General features: G+C 70.8%; 16 protein-coding genes. 7 read left to right on the forward strand and 9 right to left on the reverse strand.

Annotated features, from left to right (window positions below; translation table 11 throughout):
• Positions 1 to 433 precede the first annotated feature (433 nt).
• Positions 434 to 1,045 carry an OmpW/AlkL family protein gene (locus E1B00_RS15590; protein ID WP_176693158.1) on the forward strand — a complete coding sequence of 204 codons (612 nt, stop codon included), beginning with the start codon at positions 434 to 436 and terminating at the stop codon, positions 1,043 to 1,045.
• A gap of 54 nt (positions 1,046 to 1,099) precedes the next feature.
• Here E1B00_RS15590 and E1B00_RS15595 read toward each other — a convergent pair whose 3' ends face one another.
• Positions 1,100 to 1,609: an EF-hand domain-containing protein gene (locus E1B00_RS15595; protein WP_176693159.1), complete on the reverse strand. Its 510-nt coding sequence runs from the start codon at positions 1,607 to 1,609 to the stop codon at positions 1,100 to 1,102.
• A 163-nt stretch (positions 1,610 to 1,772) separates the two neighbouring features.
• Here E1B00_RS15595 and E1B00_RS07695 point away from each other — a divergent pair, with 163 nt between their 5' ends.
• The 3 genes from E1B00_RS07695 (at position 1,773) to E1B00_RS07705 (ending at position 4,334) form a co-directional block, all read left to right on the forward strand.
• Positions 1,773 to 2,639: a hypothetical protein gene (locus E1B00_RS07695; RefSeq protein ID WP_176693160.1), complete on the forward strand. Its 867-nt coding sequence runs from the start codon at positions 1,773 to 1,775 to the stop codon at positions 2,637 to 2,639.
• 257 nt (positions 2,640 to 2,896) lie between these two features.
• Positions 2,897 to 3,325, forward strand: coding sequence for a hypothetical protein (locus tag E1B00_RS07700; RefSeq protein WP_139447244.1), 429 nt, complete (start codon positions 2,897 to 2,899; stop codon positions 3,323 to 3,325).
• Positions 3,312 to 4,334, forward strand: coding sequence for a GlxA family transcriptional regulator (locus E1B00_RS07705; protein WP_139447246.1), 1,023 nt, complete (start codon positions 3,312 to 3,314; stop codon positions 4,332 to 4,334). The genes E1B00_RS07700 and E1B00_RS07705 overlap by 14 nt, the downstream gene beginning before the upstream one ends.
• On the opposite strand, the gene E1B00_RS07710 is transcribed toward E1B00_RS07705, so the two are convergent.
• Complete coding sequence (locus tag E1B00_RS07710; protein WP_139447248.1) at positions 4,284 to 5,471, reverse strand: acyltransferase family protein; 1,188 nt, start codon at positions 5,469 to 5,471, stop codon at positions 4,284 to 4,286. The two genes, E1B00_RS07705 and E1B00_RS07710, sit on opposite strands and share 51 nt — an antisense overlap.
• Before the next feature lie 152 nt (positions 5,472 to 5,623).
• Here E1B00_RS07710 and E1B00_RS07715 point away from each other — a divergent pair, with 152 nt between their 5' ends.
• Positions 5,624 to 6,505 carry a LytTR family DNA-binding domain-containing protein gene (locus E1B00_RS07715; RefSeq protein WP_139447250.1) on the forward strand — a complete coding sequence of 294 codons (882 nt, stop codon included), beginning with the start codon at positions 5,624 to 5,626 and terminating at the stop codon, positions 6,503 to 6,505.
• Positions 6,506 to 7,135: 630 nt separating this feature from the next.
• On the opposite strand, the gene E1B00_RS07720 is transcribed toward E1B00_RS07715, so the two are convergent.
• The gene (locus tag E1B00_RS07720) at positions 7,136 to 7,831 is read right to left on the reverse strand and encodes a sterol desaturase family protein (protein ID WP_139447252.1); all 696 of its coding nucleotides are present in this window, start codon (positions 7,829 to 7,831) and stop codon (positions 7,136 to 7,138) included.
• Between the two features lie 41 nt (positions 7,832 to 7,872).
• Between E1B00_RS07720 and dinB the strand changes: the two genes are divergently transcribed.
• The gene (gene dinB, locus E1B00_RS07725) at positions 7,873 to 8,949 is read left to right on the forward strand and encodes a DNA polymerase IV (protein WP_139447254.1); all 1,077 of its coding nucleotides are present in this window, start codon (positions 7,873 to 7,875) and stop codon (positions 8,947 to 8,949) included.
• A 56-nt stretch (positions 8,950 to 9,005) separates the two neighbouring features.
• Here the strand turns inward: dinB and E1B00_RS07730 are convergent, their stop codons facing one another.
• Complete coding sequence (locus tag E1B00_RS07730; RefSeq protein ID WP_139447256.1) at positions 9,006 to 9,308, reverse strand: EF-hand domain-containing protein; 303 nt, start codon at positions 9,306 to 9,308, stop codon at positions 9,006 to 9,008.
• Positions 9,309 to 9,522: 214 nt separating this feature from the next.
• Positions 9,523 to 10,110: an RcnB family protein gene (locus tag E1B00_RS07735; RefSeq protein WP_139447258.1), complete on the reverse strand. Its 588-nt coding sequence runs from the start codon at positions 10,108 to 10,110 to the stop codon at positions 9,523 to 9,525.
• A gap of 190 nt (positions 10,111 to 10,300) precedes the next feature.
• On the opposite strand from E1B00_RS07735, the gene E1B00_RS07740 reads away from it, so the two are divergent.
• The gene (locus E1B00_RS07740; protein ID WP_139447260.1) at positions 10,301 to 10,783 is read left to right on the forward strand and encodes a YajQ family cyclic di-GMP-binding protein; all 483 of its coding nucleotides are present in this window, start codon (positions 10,301 to 10,303) and stop codon (positions 10,781 to 10,783) included.
• Between the two features lie 23 nt (positions 10,784 to 10,806).
• On the opposite strand, the gene E1B00_RS07745 is transcribed toward E1B00_RS07740, so the two are convergent.
• The 4 genes from E1B00_RS07745 to E1B00_RS07760 all read right to left on the reverse strand — a co-directional run bounded on the left by E1B00_RS07745 (position 10,807) and on the right by E1B00_RS07760 (position 14,854).
• The gene (locus E1B00_RS07745; protein ID WP_139447262.1) at positions 10,807 to 11,538 is read right to left on the reverse strand and encodes a pseudouridine synthase; all 732 of its coding nucleotides are present in this window, start codon (positions 11,536 to 11,538) and stop codon (positions 10,807 to 10,809) included.
• Positions 11,535 to 12,563, reverse strand: coding sequence for a class I SAM-dependent methyltransferase (locus E1B00_RS07750; RefSeq protein ID WP_139447786.1), 1,029 nt, complete (start codon positions 12,561 to 12,563; stop codon positions 11,535 to 11,537). Before E1B00_RS07750 ends, E1B00_RS07745 begins: the two co-directional genes overlap by 4 nt.
• Before the next feature lie 65 nt (positions 12,564 to 12,628).
• On the reverse strand, positions 12,629 to 13,774 hold the full coding sequence (locus tag E1B00_RS07755; RefSeq protein WP_139447264.1) for a GGDEF domain-containing protein: 1,146 nt from the start codon (positions 13,772 to 13,774) through the stop codon (positions 12,629 to 12,631).
• A gap of 69 nt (positions 13,775 to 13,843) precedes the next feature.
• Complete coding sequence (locus tag E1B00_RS07760; RefSeq protein ID WP_139447266.1) at positions 13,844 to 14,854, reverse strand: MBL fold metallo-hydrolase; 1,011 nt, start codon at positions 14,852 to 14,854, stop codon at positions 13,844 to 13,846.
• Positions 14,855 to 14,942: the final 88 nt, after the last annotated feature.

Raw genomic sequence — 14,942 nt, forward strand, 5'->3', positions numbered from 1 at the left:
GGGGGCCAAGCGCCGCGGTGCGCGGCCACGCCTACGCGGGCGTATTGGCCCGACGGGACAAAAAAAAGACCCTCCGTGGTTCCGGAGGGCTTTGGGGAGCGCAAACGCGGGAGGCGCGCGTGCTGTTCGCGCCTTGGCGGGGTTCGGTGACCAAACCCGAGCGCAAGAGGAATCCTGCCGGGCCCGCGGGAGAAACGCCCGGAACCCGAGAACTTGCGGTGCCAGTGTGGACCAGGGGAATCACCGGCACCTGTGCCATTCGGCCGGTATCGCCCGGCTTGACGAAGCCATGGACCGCGAACCCCGGGACAAGTTCCGCGGGTCGCATGTTCACCTGCCGTCAACGCCGGGCTCACCGCAGCTTGAAGTGCCCCGGGCCACCCTTTCGCGCCGGTCCGGTCCGGCGCCCCCCGAATCCCAGAGGAGTCCTTCCATGCCCCGCCTTGCCCTGTCCTGCCTTGCCCTTGCCGCCGCGCTCGCGTCTCCCGTGGCCGCTGCCGAGGGATTCACCGCCACGCTCGGCTACCAGAACACCGATCCCAAATCCGACAACGGCACGCTCGCGGGCGCCGATGCCTCGGTCAACGATGACTGGAGCCTGACCGGCAGCTTCGCCTATGGCTTCAACGACCAGTGGTCGGTGGAACTCTGGAGCGGCCTGGGCAAGTTCCAGCACGAGGTTTCGCTGCAGGGGCTGGGCACCGTGGCCACGGTCGAACATCGTCCGACCAGCCTGAGCGTGAATTACCACTTCCTGCCCGAGAGCAAGTTCCGGCCCTTCGTCGGCGTCGGCTACGGCTGGATCAACGTCAGCGGAGAACAGAGCCGCGGCGCGCTGGCGGGCCTGGGCATCGACGGCGACAACGCCAACGGCATCAGCTTCACGCTCGGCGCCGACTACTACGTCACCGACCGCTTCTTCCTGCGCGCCGACGTCCGCCGCCTCGACTTCGACACCGAGGTGACGGTCGAGACGCTGGGCAATGTCGGCACCGCCGAAGTCGATCCGCTGGTCTACGGCCTCAGCGCCGGCCTGCGCTTCTAAAAAAGGGGGCGGCGCGGCCCCCCGGCCACGCCGCCCCGCCCCGCACCCGCGGCATCAGCCCTCGCGCGACGCCTGGCGCTCTTCGCGGGCGGCGCGCTTGGCCGCATGCAGCTCCTCGCGGCTCAGTTCACCGTCGCCGTTGCTGTCGATGGTGGCGAAGTTGTCGCTCCAGCGCGGCACCTTGCTGCCCAGCTCGGCGCGACTGATGGCGCCGTCGCCATCGTCGTCCATGCCCTTGATCAGGCCGCGCTGGTAAGCCATGCCGGCGCGCATGCCGTGGCGGCCCTTGCGCATGTGCTGGCGGGCCTGGGCAATCTCCTGCTTGTCGACCTCGCCGTCCTTGTTGGCGTCGATGCGGTCGAAGTGCTTGTTGAAACGTTCGCCGAAAGCCCGGGCTTCGACGCGGTCGAGGCGCCCGTCGCGGTCGGTGTCGGCCTCGGCGAAACGCGCTTCGGCCTTGGCCTGCCACTCGGCGCGGCGCGCCTCGCGGTCGGCATCGCCGGACTGGGCCAGCGCGAAGCCGCTGGCCAGGACCAGGGCGGTGCAGAACAGGGGCTTGAACATGATCGTCTCCGTAGTGGGCGGTGAAGTCCGCCTGTGCCTGCAAGAACGTCCGGGCCGGACCCGCGTTGACGCCCATGCCGCGCCGTTCAGCCGCGAGCCGAACTTGCCCGGACGCAGCGGCTGCGGCATGGTCATGCCGCCCCCCCACGCCAGGAGACCGCCGATGTCCCGCGCCCATCTGCCCCTGCTGCTCGTGATCGCGCTCGCCGGCTGCCGCCAGGACCCGGCGCCGGAACCCGCGCCCGCCGTCGAACCCGCCGTGGCCGCCGCACCGGCCGAACCCGTCGCCGCACCGGCCGAACCACCCGCTGGCCAGGTGCCGCGCGCCTTCCTCTGCCGCGGCAACGAACCCTTCTGGGCCCTGGACATCAGCGCCGGCAGCGCCCTGCTAAAGACCCCCGACGCCGAAACCGCGCTGGCCGGCGAACTCGAGGCCACCGGTACCGGCGCCTTCGCCTTCCGCGGCGCACCCGAGGACGAGCCGGAAGCGGCGGTGGAAGCGATGATCACGCCCGGCCAGTGTTTCGACTCGATGGCCGACGGCCCCGCCTCGCCCTACAGTGCGGTCGTGCGCATGGGCGAAGGCCGCGAAGGCAGCGGCTGCTGCAGCGTCGAATTCGGTCTCGACCTCGCCACGGCGCCGGCCTTCGAGGCCTCGGCCAAACCCGAGGCGGAATGGACGCGGCACCTGGCCGAACTTTCCGACGCGATCGACCGCTGCGCGCTCGATGCCGGCGTCGCCACCGAAGCCGTCACGGCCGCCTGGCCGATGAACCGCGGAAAGGCCATGGTGCGGTTGCGCGATGCCGGCAAGGACCGCTTCGACTGCCTGATCGATCTGGAAACCGGCGAGATCGAATCGGTCGCGCCGGCCGGCGAACCGACCCCCGCCGAACAGGCCGGCCCGCTCTGGCTGCCCGCCGGCGACACGCCGCCGGTGCTCGACTGCGGCAAGGTCGAGCGGGTGATGGACGTGGGCGACACCGTGCGCGGCTACCTGCACTACACCCAGGGCTGCCCCACCGGCTGAGGCCTGCAGACCCGGCAGAACCGACGGGCCGCGCAAGCGGCCCGTCTTGTTTCCGGGGTGGCCGGAATGCCCGGTTTCCGGCGGGTCCCGCCCGGGCCCGGGACTGCAGCGGCCCGCTGGCTGTCGGAAATCGCCCCGGACGGTGCATTTGGCCGGATTCACCTCCATAGTGTCGTTTTCGCCACTGCCGGGCCGGTCCGGCCAGCGCGACCCTGTGCCTGCCCCGGGCCCCGGCCCGATCCGCACGGAGTACGACCATGAAACGTCTGATGCTGACCGCCCTGCTGTCCCTGACCCTGATCGCCCCCGCCGCCCTGGCCGCGGCGCCGGCGGCGGACGATGCCGTCTTCGTCGAAGGCGCGCGTTACACCGCGGTGCTCAGCCGCGGCGCCAACGCCTGGCGCCTGCTGCCCGCCGCCGGCGGCGAACTGCGGCTCAACGTCGCCGAGCATTGCCGCGCCGGCCAGGCTCCACCGCGCGGCCTGTGGCTGCTGACCCTGGACGGCCGCGGCCGCCCGCAGCTGGTCGCGCCCTCGGCGACGCCGCTGCCCGCCGGCCATCCCGGCCATATCCGCCTGGTCGGCTGCGACCAGCCGGTCGCCGCCGGCGACGCCACCCTCGCCCTCCCGCCCGGCCTGATCGCCTGGCTGCAGCAGAACTCGGGAACCATCTATGTCGCTCACTGATACGCACCGCCCGGAAAAGCGCTTCACCATCGGCCTGCTGGCCATGGACGGCTGCATCCTCTCCAGCCTGACGGGGCCGATGGACATCCTGCGGGTCGCGCAGAAGCTGGCCGAGGTGCGCGACCCCGCCACGCCCCTGCGCCTGCAGACCGTGCTGGTCGGCGCCCGCGGCCAGGGCAGCGTCTCGGGCAGCGGAGGCCTGAGCGTCGGCCCGGTGCGCTCGCCCGACGTGGCGCTGGACCTGCTGCTGGTGCCCGGCTTCATGCATTCGAGCGCCGAGGACCTGCTCGAGCGCGTGCAGGGCTACGGCCCCGAGATGGAGCTGCTGCGCGCCATGAACCTGCGCGGCGTCGCGATCGCCGGCAGTTGCTGCGGCACCTTCCTGCTGGCCGAAGCCGGCCTGCTCGACGGCCGCGAAGCCACCACCAGCTGGTGGCTGCACGCGGCCTTCCGCAAGCGCTACCCGCGGGTGAAGGTGGACATCGAGCGCATGGTGGTCGAAGACGGCAATGTCACCACCACCGGCGCCAGCACCGCGGTGATGAGCTACGTGCTGCAGCTGCTCGCCAGCAAGGTCGACCCGGCCCTGGCCCAGCACACCGGCCGCATGATGCTGATCGACCCCGACCGCCAGAGCCAGGCGCCCTACATCAGCCTGGCCCTGACCGAACGCCCGCGCCACTCGCTGTCGGAAAAGGCCGAACATTTCCTGCAGAAGGAGCTGCACCGCGAGCTGAGCATCGGCGAACTGGCCGAGGCCTGCGGCACCAGCGAGCGCAGCCTGCTGCGGCACTTCCGCCAGCACTACGGCAACTCGCCGCTGGGCCACATCCAGCACCTGCGGGTCGAGCGCGCCAAAGCGCTGCTGGAGACGACGCTGCTGAGCTTCGACGAGATCGTCGAGCGCTGCGGCTACAGCGACGCCTCCAGCTTCCGCAAGCTGTTCAAGCGCGCGACCTCACTCACGCCCGCCGACTACCGCGAGCGCTTCCGGCTGCGGGCGGCCTGAGCCCGCCCGCCACTTGAGGCCGAACAGCGGCCGCAGCACGGCCACGCGGCGCACGATCTCGTGGCCCAGCCAGCAGGCCACGATCGTGCCGCCCACCACGAGCAGGGCTTCCAGCGGCGCGCCCAGGTGCATCGGCACCAGCCAGAACGCGATCAGCACGGTCGCGGTCTGGTGGATCACGTACCAGGGGAACACCGCCTCGCTGGCATAGGGCAGCCAGCGGAACGGTCGGTCCAGCGTTTGCCGGCTCCAGGCCAGGATGGCCAGCAGCGTGGTCCAGACGAACAGGCCGCGCAGCGCCCGGATCGCCGTCACCGCCGGTTCCGGGAAAACAACGTCGGACTTCAGCAGCCCGACGTAGACCACCATCATCGCCAGCGCCGCCCACAGCAGCGGCCGGCGCAGCCGCAGCAACTCGTTCCAGAAACCGGCCGAACGCGCGAACACGTAGCCGTAGAGGAAGACGGTGAAATATTCGGCGTTGCGGAACCAGTCCTCGACGAAGTTGCGGTCGGCGTCGCCGTAGCGCGGCAGCAGCACCGTCAGCCAGAGCACCAGCGGCAGCGCCGGCAACAGCACCAGCCGCCACCCGCGCAGCGCCCCGGCCCAGGCCTGGACGCGCCGGCCAGGCCCCGATTCCAGCAGCGGCAGCAGGGCCGTCAGCGCCAGGGTGTAGAGCCACAGGTAGGCCAGGTACCACAGGTGGTTCCAGGTCAGGTCGTAGCGCCCCGGCTCCAGGCCCGGCGGAAACGGCTGCAGGCCCCAGTAGCTGAGCATGAAGCTGCCGAAACCCGGCGCCAGGTCGCCGTTGGCCACGCCTTCGCAGTAGGGCTGGACCGGCACCGTCACCAGCATGCCGAACAGCAGGGGGACGAACAGCCGCCAGGTGCGGGTCAGGGCGAAACGACCCGGCGCCCGCCAGGGCTGGTACAGCCCGATCGCCAGGCCCGAGACCAGGAACAGCAGGGGCATGCGCCATCGGTTCATGGCCAGCATCGGCCACTGCAGCCAGTCCTGCAGGTAGCTGCTCTTGAGGTGCCAGTCCCACTCGGCCACGTAGAGCATGGCGCAGTGGTAGGCGATCAGGGACAGCAGGGCGAGGACACGCAGGGCGTCGAGGTCGTGGCGGCGTTCCATGGAGCGCTCCGTGGGAAAGGGCCGCCAGACTGCGGGTGGCGACCCGCAACCGCCCAGCGCCGGGGGATGTCCCGCCCGTCCCCGGGGACGAAAGGCGGAACCCTGGGACGAACCGCGACCGTCCGCGGCGGCGCGGCGCCTAGAATGACGCCATGACCGACCCCGCCCCGCGTAGACCCTCTGCCTACGAGCGTTACCTGCCGCATCGGCGCTGGGTCGAGGTCGGCTACTGGGTCTTCTTCGCTCTGCTGGCGGCGGTCGGCAACACGATCACGGTGACGATGGAGATGACACGGGCCGGCCTGCCCTTCCACCCGGCCGAGCCGGCGATCTGGGAGGGCAGCAGCAATGCCGTGCATCTGCTCCTGGTACCGGCCATGGTCTGGTTCACCCGGCGCTTTCCACTGCACCTGGACACCTGGCGCCGGCAGTTGCCCTGGTACGTGCTGGCCAGCGGTGCCTACTGCCTGCTGCATGTGGTCGCGATGGTGGGGGTCCGCAAGGCGATCTACGCGGCGGCGGGCGAAAGCTACGACTTCGGTGACTGGCCGCGGCAGCTGCTGTACGAGTACATCAAGGACGCCCGGACCTTCCTCGGCGCGGTGCTGACGATCGAGGCCTACCGTTTCCTTCTGCGCCGGCTGCAGGGCGAAGCGAGCCTGCTCGACGCGCCAGACGACGATGCGCCGCCGGTGGAGCCGGTGGACCGACCGGAGCGTTTCCTGGTGCGCAAGCTGGGCCGGGAATTCCTGGTGGCCGCAGCCGACATCGAGTCGCTGCAGGCGTCGGGCAATTACGTCAACCTGCGGGTGCGCGGGCGGGACTATCCGCTGCGCAGCACGATCGCCGCGCTCGAGGCGCGGCTGGACCCGGCGCGGTTCCAGCGGGTGCACCGCAGCCACATCGTCAATCTCGACCACGTCGCCATGATCGAGCCGCTCGACACCGGCGACGCGCGGCTGCATCTCAAGGACGGCAGCACCCTGCCCTGCAGCCGCCGCTACCGCTCCGCCCTCCGCGACCGGGCGGTTTAGCCCTTGCGTTCGCAAGCAGGTCAAGTGCTCGAGGGCGGTTGATCCGGCGTGCGCCGCCGCAGACAGCGCTTGCGTTCGCAAGCAGGTCAAGTACTCGAGGGCGGTTGATCCGGCGTGCGCCGCCGCAGACCAGAGGGGGTGCCTGCCCGCTCGGGCGTGAGCGGCATCCTGCCCAACTCACGAGCGGCCGTTGCGGGCATCCTACCCTCCACTTCAGGTACCCCCTCTGGTCTACGTCGTCGCCACGACTCACCTTCGCGAGCCGATGGGACAAGCGCGTGCCCCCGGAAGGCACGGAAGCTCGCAGATTGGGTGGAATCGGCTTCAAGGACAGATCCGGGCGAGCCGCAAGTCAGCGGAGGAAATGCCAGAAGCCTTTTCCAAGCGAGCTTCTCAAGCTCGATAACCCGGCCCGGACGGTCCGCAGGCCGTCGTGCGTGAGGGCTTTTTCCGGGGCTTCGAAAACATGGACGTTTTCGAAGAGCCTCCATGGATGGATTCACGGCGTTCCCGGAAAAAGCCCTCACGTACGGCGGCCTATCGCCTAGCGCGAGCCCGGCACAACGACCTCACACGCGGCGGCCTATCGCCTAGCGCGATCCCGGCACAACAACCTCACACGCAGGGCCCTCAAACTCGGGAGCGATGCCGGGTGCGGAACAGCCAGTCGCCCAGCGGATAGGTGATGTTGAAGTTGTGGTGCGCCATCAGCCGCGGATCGTGGTGCGCCTGGTGCAACCCGCGCAGCCGCCGCACCAGCGCATGACGCGCCAGCCAGTGCTCCGGCGGCAGATGGTAGGCCGTGTGCAGCAGCTCGTAGTTGAGGAAGTAGGCCAGGCCCGAGGCGATGAACAGCCAGGCCACGTTGGCCGACAGCAGCCATTCCAGCGCGAACCAGACCGGCACCCCGAACAGCCCGAAGAAGAAGACGACCAGCACCGGTGGGAACAGCAGCGCCCGGAAATCGCGCGCCGATTCCACCGGCATCGCCTCGTGGGTGAAAAAGCGGTGGTGCTGGCCGGCATGCCGCCGGTAGACCAGGCCCAGCCCGCGGAACGGGCGGTGCATCGGGAAACGGTGGCCGAAATACTCGGCCAGGTTCGCGTACAGCAGCGACAGCGGCACCGCCAGCCATTCCATCGGCCGCACGTCCTGCAGCTGCGCCAGGCAGGCCAGCAGCACCGCCGAACCGACGCCGAAGGTGAACAGCGCATGTGCACCGCCGCGGTAGCCCGGCGGGATCCAGGCGGCGCGGTAATCGTCGCGATAACGCGCGACCGCCTCCGGAATGCGGACAGGCGTGGAGATGGGCGGATCCGCGGCCATCGGGGCCCCTCGGCGTGGACGACCTGGAGGAGAATAGCGCCATGGCCGGCCCCCGCAAGATCGTGCACGTGGACATGGACGCGTTCTACGCGTCGGTCGAACAGCGCGACGACCCGTCGCTGCGCGGCCGGCCGGTGGTGGTGGCCTGGCGCGGCGCGCGCTCGGTGGTGTGCGCGGCCAGCTACGAGGCGCGGAAGTTCGGCGTGCGCTCGGCGATGCCGGCGCTGCGGGCCGAGAAGCTGTGCCCGCAGGCCGTGTTCGTACCGCCGGATTTCGTGCGCTACAAGGCGGTGTCGCGCCAGGTGCGGGAGATCTTCGCCCGCCACACCGACCTGATCGAACCGCTGTCGCTGGACGAGGCCTATCTGGACGTCACCGGCAACAAGCAGGGGCTGGCCAGCGCCACCGCGGTGGCCGAGGCCATCCGCGCCGCGATCCGCGAGGAGACCAAGCTCACGGCCTCGGCCGGCATCGCGCCCAACAAGTTCCTGGCCAAGATCGCCAGCGACTGGCGCAAGCCCGACGGCCAGTTCGTGATCAAGCCGGCGATGGTGCTCGATTTCCTGGCGCCGCTGCCGGTGGGCAAACTGCCGGGCGTGGGCAAGGTGATGGAGGCGAAACTGGCGCAGCTGGGCATCGCCAGCGTCGGGCAGCTGCGCGCGCACGGCGGCGCCGAACTGGAGCGCCGCTTCGGCCGCTGGGGCCGGCGCCTGCACGAGCTGTCGCTGGGCATCGACGAACATGCCGTGGAATCCGAACGTCCGACCACCCAGGTTTCGGCGGAAGACACCTTCGCCACCGATGTGCCGCTGGAGGCCACCACCGAGGCGATCGAGCGGCTGGCGGGCAAGGCCTGGGAGGCCGCGATGCGCGAGAGCGACCGCAGCGGCCGCACCGTGGTGCTCAAGCTCAAGACTGCCGACTTCCGCATCCTCACCCGCAGCCTGACGCCGCAGGCGCCGCCGACTTCGCTGGCCCAGGTGGTGGCGATCGCGCTCGAACTGCGTTCGCGGGTCGAGCTGCCGGTGCGCACGCGCTACCGCCTGGTCGGCGTGGGGCTGGCGAACTTCCGCCGGCACGACGAGCTGCCGCCGCAGCCGGAGCTGTTCGGGCCCTGAAAAAAACGGGCGGCCCGCAGGCCGCCCGTCCTTCAGGGAAAGCGGAGCCGGAAGGTTTATTCCTCGGCTTCCTCTTCCTCCGGCTGGTCCTGGTAGGCGTTGAACTCGTCGCGGCTCAGGCGCGAGTCCTGGTTGCTGTCGGCGACCGCGAACTGCAGGGACAGTTCGTGCTCGACCGGGATGTCGGTCTTGGCGACATAACCGTCGGCGTCGGTGTCGAGCTGCTCGAAGGTCACTTCGGCGGGGGCCGCGGGCGTCGGGGCCGGGTCGGCCGGCGGGGGCATGGTGCTGGCGAAAGCGGTACCGGAGAGCAGCAGGGTGAGCGAGGCCGCCAGCACGGTCGAGTTGAGCTTGTTCATTGTCGAACTCCTATCGCTTGGGGGGATGAAGCCACCGGCTTCGAGGCCACCATGCCTCAGCGAAAAACAACGGGCGCTGAGCGAAAAGTAAGCATTGCGTTAGCGCGGACCGTCACCGTGAAAATTTTTCCGACGGATGCCGCCTGCAACCCGTCCTGGCAAAAGAAGAAGGGCCGGCAAGGCCGGCCCTTCGGGCTGCACTATGCGCGATCCGTCAGTAGTAGACGCCGTAAAGCACGTCCAGCACCAGGCCGGTGGCGATCGCGACCAGCACCACGTCGCGGTCGACGCGCACCCAGTGGTGGCCATAGGGCGGCGGCGGCAGGCGGTAGTGGCGGTAGTCGACGTAGTAGTGGCGGTCGTAGTAGCCGCGCGGCAGGCGATGGCCCACACGCCACTGGTAAGCGCGATAACCCGGCGGGTAGACGTAGCGCACCGGCGCGCGGTAGCGGTATTGCGGATACCAGTGGTAGCCGTGCCAGCGGCGGTCGTCGTGGCGGGCGTAGCGGCCGTGGTCACGGCGGTCGTCGCGCCAGTCGCGGCGGTCGTCGCGCCATTCGCGGCGGTCGTCGCGCCAGTCGCGGCGGTCGTCGCGCCATTCGCGACGGTCGCCCCGCCACTCGCGGCGGTCGTCACGACGGTCCTCACGCCAGTCGCGGCGGTCGCCGCGCCGATCGTCCCGGTGTTCGCTGCGGTCGCCTCGTTCATGGCGGCCGCCCCGGCGGTCGTCGTCGGCCGCTGCTGGAAGAGCCGTTGCGCCGGCCAGCAACAGGGTCAGGGTAGCGAGCTTCAGCTTGTTCATTTTCCACCTCGGTTTCGGGGCGCGGACCGTTTGATCCACGGCGCGAATCTTCGCTCCCGGACGACTGAATTCGTGTTGAACATTTTTCACCCTGCCGGCAAGGGTTGCCGCCCAGTCAGCTTGTCGGGACCTGCCCCGCCGGCTGCCGACCGGCTAGAATCCGGCCCCGGACCCCCTTCACGCCACCGCCATGCCCTCCTTCGACGTCGTCTCGGAAGTCGACAAGCACGAACTGACCAATGCCGTGGACACGGCCAACCGCGAACTGGGCAACCGGTTCGACTTCAAGGGCCAGGACGCGAGCTTCGAGCTCGACGGTTTCGTGGTCACGCAGAAGGCGCCGAGCGATTTCCAGCTAAAGCAGATGCTCGACATCCTGCGCGCGCGCCTGGTCGCCCGCGGCATCGACATCCGCTGCCTGGACGCGGCCGAGCCCGAGGTGAATCTGGCCGGTGCACGCCAGAAGGTCACCATCAAGCAGGGCATCGAGCAGAAGCTGGCCAAGAAGATCGTCGCCACGCTCAAGGAGGCCAAGCTCAAGGTCGAGGCGCAGATCAACGGCGACAAGCTGCGGGTCAGCGGCAAGAAGCGCGACGACCTGCAGGAGGCGATGGCCCTGCTGCGCAAGACCGACCTCGAGATCCCGCTGCAGTTCGACAATTTCCGCGACTGAAAAAATCCGGGGTCGGAGTGCCTTTATCTCGATAAAGGCACTCCGACCCCGGAGTCTGTGTTCCAGATTTCGGCGCGATCGGCCTCGCCGAGCTCGCGCCACGCGCCCGGCTCCAGGCCGCCCAGGCCCAGCCCGCCCAACGAATGCCGGTGCAGGGTTTCGACGTGGTTGCCGACCGCGGCGAACATGCGCCGGATCTGGTGGTAGCGGCCCTCGACCAGGACGATGCGCGCGCGTCGCGGGCCCAGGGCCTCGAAACCGGCCGGCGCCAGTGGCGTCTTTTCCGATTCCAGCATCAGGGTGCCGCTGCCGAAGACCGCGGCTTCGTCGCCGCGGAAATCCTGCGCCAGCGTCGCCTCGTAGACCTTGGGCAGGTTGGCCTTGGGCGAGGTGATCCGGTGCAGCAGGCCGCCGTCGTCGGTCATCAGCAGCAGGCCCGAGGTATCGCGGTCGAGCCGGCCGACGGTGGAGAGCACCGGATCACGCAGCCGGAAGCGCGGCGGCAACAGGTCGTAGACCACGCGGCCCGGGTCCTTGGTCGAACAGGTGTAGCCGATCGGCTTGTGCAGCAGGATCAGCAGGCCCTGCGGCGGATCCAGCGGCTCGCCGTCCACGCGCACGTCGGCGTGCGCTACGGCGTCGTCGGCGTAAAGCACCTCGCCCTGCGGATCGGTGATGCGGCCCTCGCGGAACATCAGCGCCACCTGCTTGCGGCTGCCGTAACCGAGGTTGGCGATCAGTTTCACCAGCTTCATGCCTTCACCGCCTCGATCACCTTGAATCCGTCCTGTTCGCGCACCGTGCGCACGCTGGCGAAACCGCGGGCCAGCGCCTGTTCGTAGGCCAGGTGGCGGTTGGCCACCAGCCAGAAGCGCCCCCCCGGACGCAGCGCCTTCGCCGCGGCGGCGATGAAGGCGCGGCCCAGGTCCGGATCGTCGGCGCGGCCCTGGTGGAAGGGCGGATTGGCCACGATCACGTCGTAGCCGGCCGACGGCAGTCCGGCCGCCACGTCGTGCCAGTGGAACCCCAGCGGCACACTCGCATCCGCCAGGTTTTCGCGCGCCAGCGCCAGCGCGCGCGCTTCGGCTTCGTAGAGGTCGAGCGCGGTGATGCCCGGGCAGCGCGCCAGCAGCTCGGCCGACAGGTAGCCCCAGCCGGCGCCGAGATCGGCGGCGCGCCCGGCCAGCCCGGCCGGCAGTTCCGCGGCCAGCAGGGCCGACGCGGCGTCGACGCGGTCCCAGGCGAACAGCCCGGGCCGGCTGCGGAACCGCCCGTCGGCGATCGCCCGCGGCGCATCCAGCGCGCGCCATTGCTCCACCAGGGCGCGGTCCACGCCCTCGCCCAGCGGTGCGGTCCAGCAAACCCGGCAGTGCCGCTTGGACAGGCTGTGCACCGGGCCGGCGAGCCGGGCCAGGTCGTCTTCCAGCGAGCGCGCGCCCTCCTTGTTCGGCGCGCAGGCGACCACCACGCCGCCGGCTTCGGCCTGGGCGATGGCGCGCGCCAGCAGCGCCCGCGATTCGTCGCGCTGGCGCGGCGCCAGCACCAGCACCTGGGCGAAGCGGCCGGAGTTCGCGTCCGACACCGCCAGCCCGTCGCGCTCCAGCGCCCCGGCCCAGGGCCGGAAGCTCTGCTCGCAGACCGGGCGGTACCGACGCACGGCATTCAGGGCCACGCCGGCGCGCGCGCGCAGGAACAGCGTCGCGCCCGGCGCCGGCCAGGCCAGGGCGCCGGAATCGAGCGGCAGGAACAGCACGTCGAGCGCGGGATCTTCGGCGGGCACGGCCAAGCGGGGAGCTCCGCGGGGGAAGGCGGCGATTCTATAGGAAGGCCCCGCGACCTCCGCGCTCAGACGTCGGCGGTGCGGGTCGGCTGCACGCGGTTGCGGCCCTGCGACTTGGCCGCGTACAGCGCCAGGTCCACCGCGCGGTAAAGCCCGTCGCCGTCGCGGTGCTTGGCCGGGTCGAAGGCGCCGATGCCGATGCTGGCGGTGATCTCCAGGCGCCGGCCCTCGCATTCGAGCGGATGACGGGCCAGGTCGTAACGGAAGGTCTCGGCCACGGCCGAGGCCACGCGCGGATCGCCGGGGATCAGCACGCCGAACTCCTCGCCGCCCAGCCGCGCCAGCAGGTTGGCCGGCGGCGGAAAGGCCCGCTGCAGGCGGTCGGCCACCGCCACCAGGCAGGCGTCGCCGATGGCGTGGCCGTGCTGGTCGTTGACGCGCTTGAAGTGGTCGATGTCCAGTATCAGCAGCGAGAACACCGGCCCGCCCGCGGCGGCGAACTGCGCCGCCTCGTCGAGCTTGGCGGTGAAGTGGCGGCGGTTGTGCACGCTGGTCAGCGGATCGGTGCGGCTGAGCTGCTGGAACAGGTCGCGCTGCTCGCGCAGGGCCAGATCCAGGTCCAGGCGCCGGCGGTACTCGGCGTGGCTGCGCAGCAGGGCGCCGGCCAGGTACAGCAGGTAGAACGACATCGCGATCGCCAGCGCGCGGTGCACCGGGTCCGACCACAGCACCGCCAGCATCGGCAGGAACAGCAGGCCCACGCCGATCGCCGCCAGTGTGCGCAGGGTCGAATAGAGGTTGGCGAACACGGTGGCGTAGCCGATGGTGGCGATCAGCGCGACCAGGCGCGTGCTGCCGTCGAAACGCGGATCGAGCAGGATCCACACCTGCACCGTCGACCACAGCGCCGGCGCCAGCGGCAGCACCCAGGCGTAGTGACGCAGCCAGCGCCGGTTCGCCGCCGCGTCGGAGCCGGCCGGGGGCCGCATGCGCAGGCGCAGCACGCCCAGCCCCAGGAAGGCCAGGCCGATGCCGATCGCCGCCATGGGCTCGAATTCCTGGACATGGCCGATCAGGGCCACCACCGTCCAGCCGAACAGATACAGGAAACCGGCGAGCTTGGAACGCTGGTAGGTGTCGGCCACCACCTGCTGGCGGCGCCAGTCGCGCGCGCCCTGGCCGCTATCGATGGCTGGATCAGTCAGCGCCATGCCTCGCCCCCGGATGAACCGCGCCGGGGCGCGGTCCAGCGGCCACAGTCGGCCAGCCCGCCGACCCCGTCAAGCGGAACCGTCCACCGGGCAATGGCGGCCGGCGCGCGGCCCGCGCAGCACCGCCTGGAAGTAGTAGGCCAGCAGGTCGCGGGCCAGGGCGGCCTGGGCCGGATCCGGCAGCAGGGGCGCGGCATCGCGCTGCCAGCCGGAGATGCAGTCCGCGGCCGGCGCGGTGCCGTCGGCGCAGGCCAGCAGCTGCCCGAAGGCGCGGCGATAGGTGCGGAAACCATCCCGGTCCATCGGCGCGCCGTGCCCGGGCACCAGGGTCGTGAACGGCACGTCCTCGATCCGCGCCAGCTCCGCGGACCAGCGCCGCGGGCAGGCGGTGTCGAAGAAGGGGGCCGGCAGCGTGACCAGGTCGCCGGCCGCCAGCACTCCGCTGGCCGCGTCCCAGAGCCACAGATCGCCGGCCGTGACCGCATCGGCGGCATGGCCGATCCGGCGCGGGCGACCGGCGAGCATGCGTTCGGCGTCCGCCTGCACCACCCGGTCCGGGCGCAGGGCCGCACCGGCATCGATCCGGGCGATCTCGGCCTGCCAGTCGGCGCGCGCCGCCGCGTCGCCGCCGCCCGCCAGCTGCGCCTGCAGCTGCCGTCGGTAGTCGGCGAGGAAGCCCACCAGCGCGCCGTCGATCGCCGCGCTGGCGTGCACCTCCAGCCTCGGGAAAGCCGCGCGCAGCGCCGGGTTGTTGCCGATGTGATCCAGATGCCAGTGGGTGTTGAGCACCGCCTGCACCGGCTTGCCGCGCGCGGCCGCAAGCTCGAGCAGACGGCGGGCGTGCGCCGCGTGGCGGCCGGTGTCGACCACCAGCAGACCGTCCGGCCCTTCGAACACGACGCTGTTGCCATCGGGCTGCCGCGGCGGCGCATAGTCGCCGCGCAGCAGGAACACGCCGGGCGCGAGCGCCCGCACCCCCGCGTTTTCGGACGGCGGCGATGCAGGCGTCGAGGCGCAGCCCGCGAGCACGCAGGACACGAACACGGCCAGGACGATCAGGGAGCGGTGGCAGCGGGTCATGGGCGGTCTCCGGCGCCCACTTTGCACCGGCCTGTACCGCGAAGTAATGGGCTTGAGGTCAGGGGTGGCCGCGGCGGCCGGGCGCGTT

This window comes from Arenimonas terrae, from assembly GCF_006265115.1.
In the GTDB taxonomy this organism is placed as follows: Bacteria; Pseudomonadota; Gammaproteobacteria; order Xanthomonadales; family Xanthomonadaceae; genus Arenimonas; species Arenimonas terrae.

What these genes read in the sequence shown, in the direction of transcription:
- E1B00_RS15590 (WP_176693158.1), top strand. Translation starts at nt 434, where the DNA reads ATGCCCCGCCTTGCCCTGTCCTGCCTTGCCCTTGCCGCCGCGCTCGCG.
- E1B00_RS15595 (WP_176693159.1), bottom strand. Translation starts at nt 1,609, where the DNA reads ATGTTCAAGCCCCTGTTCTGCACCGCCCTGGTCCTGGCCAGCGGCTTC.
- E1B00_RS07695 (WP_176693160.1), top strand. Translation starts at nt 1,773, where the DNA reads ATGTCCCGCGCCCATCTGCCCCTGCTGCTCGTGATCGCGCTCGCCGGC.
- E1B00_RS07700 (WP_139447244.1), top strand. Translation starts at nt 2,897, where the DNA reads ATGAAACGTCTGATGCTGACCGCCCTGCTGTCCCTGACCCTGATCGCC.
- E1B00_RS07705 (WP_139447246.1), top strand. Translation starts at nt 3,312, where the DNA reads ATGTCGCTCACTGATACGCACCGCCCGGAAAAGCGCTTCACCATCGGC.
- E1B00_RS07710 (WP_139447248.1), bottom strand. Translation starts at nt 5,471, where the DNA reads ATGGAACGCCGCCACGACCTCGACGCCCTGCGTGTCCTCGCCCTGCTG.
- E1B00_RS07715 (WP_139447250.1), top strand. Translation starts at nt 5,624, where the DNA reads ATGACCGACCCCGCCCCGCGTAGACCCTCTGCCTACGAGCGTTACCTG.
- E1B00_RS07720 (WP_139447252.1), bottom strand. Translation starts at nt 7,831, where the DNA reads ATGGCCGCGGATCCGCCCATCTCCACGCCTGTCCGCATTCCGGAGGCG.
- dinB (WP_139447254.1), top strand. Translation starts at nt 7,873, where the DNA reads ATGGCCGGCCCCCGCAAGATCGTGCACGTGGACATGGACGCGTTCTAC.
- E1B00_RS07730 (WP_139447256.1), bottom strand. Translation starts at nt 9,308, where the DNA reads ATGAACAAGCTCAACTCGACCGTGCTGGCGGCCTCGCTCACCCTGCTG.
- E1B00_RS07735 (WP_139447258.1), bottom strand. Translation starts at nt 10,110, where the DNA reads ATGAACAAGCTGAAGCTCGCTACCCTGACCCTGTTGCTGGCCGGCGCA.
- E1B00_RS07740 (WP_139447260.1), top strand. Translation starts at nt 10,301, where the DNA reads ATGCCCTCCTTCGACGTCGTCTCGGAAGTCGACAAGCACGAACTGACC.
- E1B00_RS07745 (WP_139447262.1), bottom strand. Translation starts at nt 11,538, where the DNA reads ATGAAGCTGGTGAAACTGATCGCCAACCTCGGTTACGGCAGCCGCAAG.
- E1B00_RS07755 (WP_139447264.1), bottom strand. Translation starts at nt 13,774, where the DNA reads ATGGCGCTGACTGATCCAGCCATCGATAGCGGCCAGGGCGCGCGCGAC.
- E1B00_RS07760 (WP_139447266.1), bottom strand. Translation starts at nt 14,854, where the DNA reads ATGACCCGCTGCCACCGCTCCCTGATCGTCCTGGCCGTGTTCGTGTCC.